Source organism: Nocardia transvalensis NBRC 15921 (genome assembly GCF_000308875.1).
GTDB classification, from domain to species: Bacteria; Actinomycetota; Actinomycetes; order Mycobacteriales; family Mycobacteriaceae; genus Nocardia; species Nocardia transvalensis.
The window spans coordinates 1-209 of sequence record NZ_BAGL01000026.1 but is presented as its reverse complement, the minus strand read 5'-3'; the positions used below and the strand labels follow the sequence as shown (position 1 = coordinate 209).

1 rRNA gene is annotated in these 209 nt (G+C 63.2%); it reads right to left on the bottom strand.

The window, feature by feature from the left end:
• Positions 1-2 precede the first annotated feature (2 nt).
• Positions 3-119: ribosomal RNA gene (rrf, locus tag ON41_RS07955) — 5S ribosomal RNA — on the bottom strand.
• Between the last annotated feature and the right edge of the window lie 90 nt (positions 120-209).

Here is a 209-nt window from a genome sequence, read left to right as displayed (position 1 = left end):
TGTTCCGGCGGTGTCCTACTCTCCCACACCCTGTCGAGTGCAGTACCATCGGCGCAGGTGAGCTTAGCTTCCGGGTTCGGAATGGGACCGGGCGTTTCCCCACCGCTATAACCGCCGTAACTCTATGAAACCGACCGCGCCAGCGGTCGTCCCCGCACGCTCTTGGCGGGGATCCCGGCCAAAAACACGCCGGGAAAAACCGTGGACAC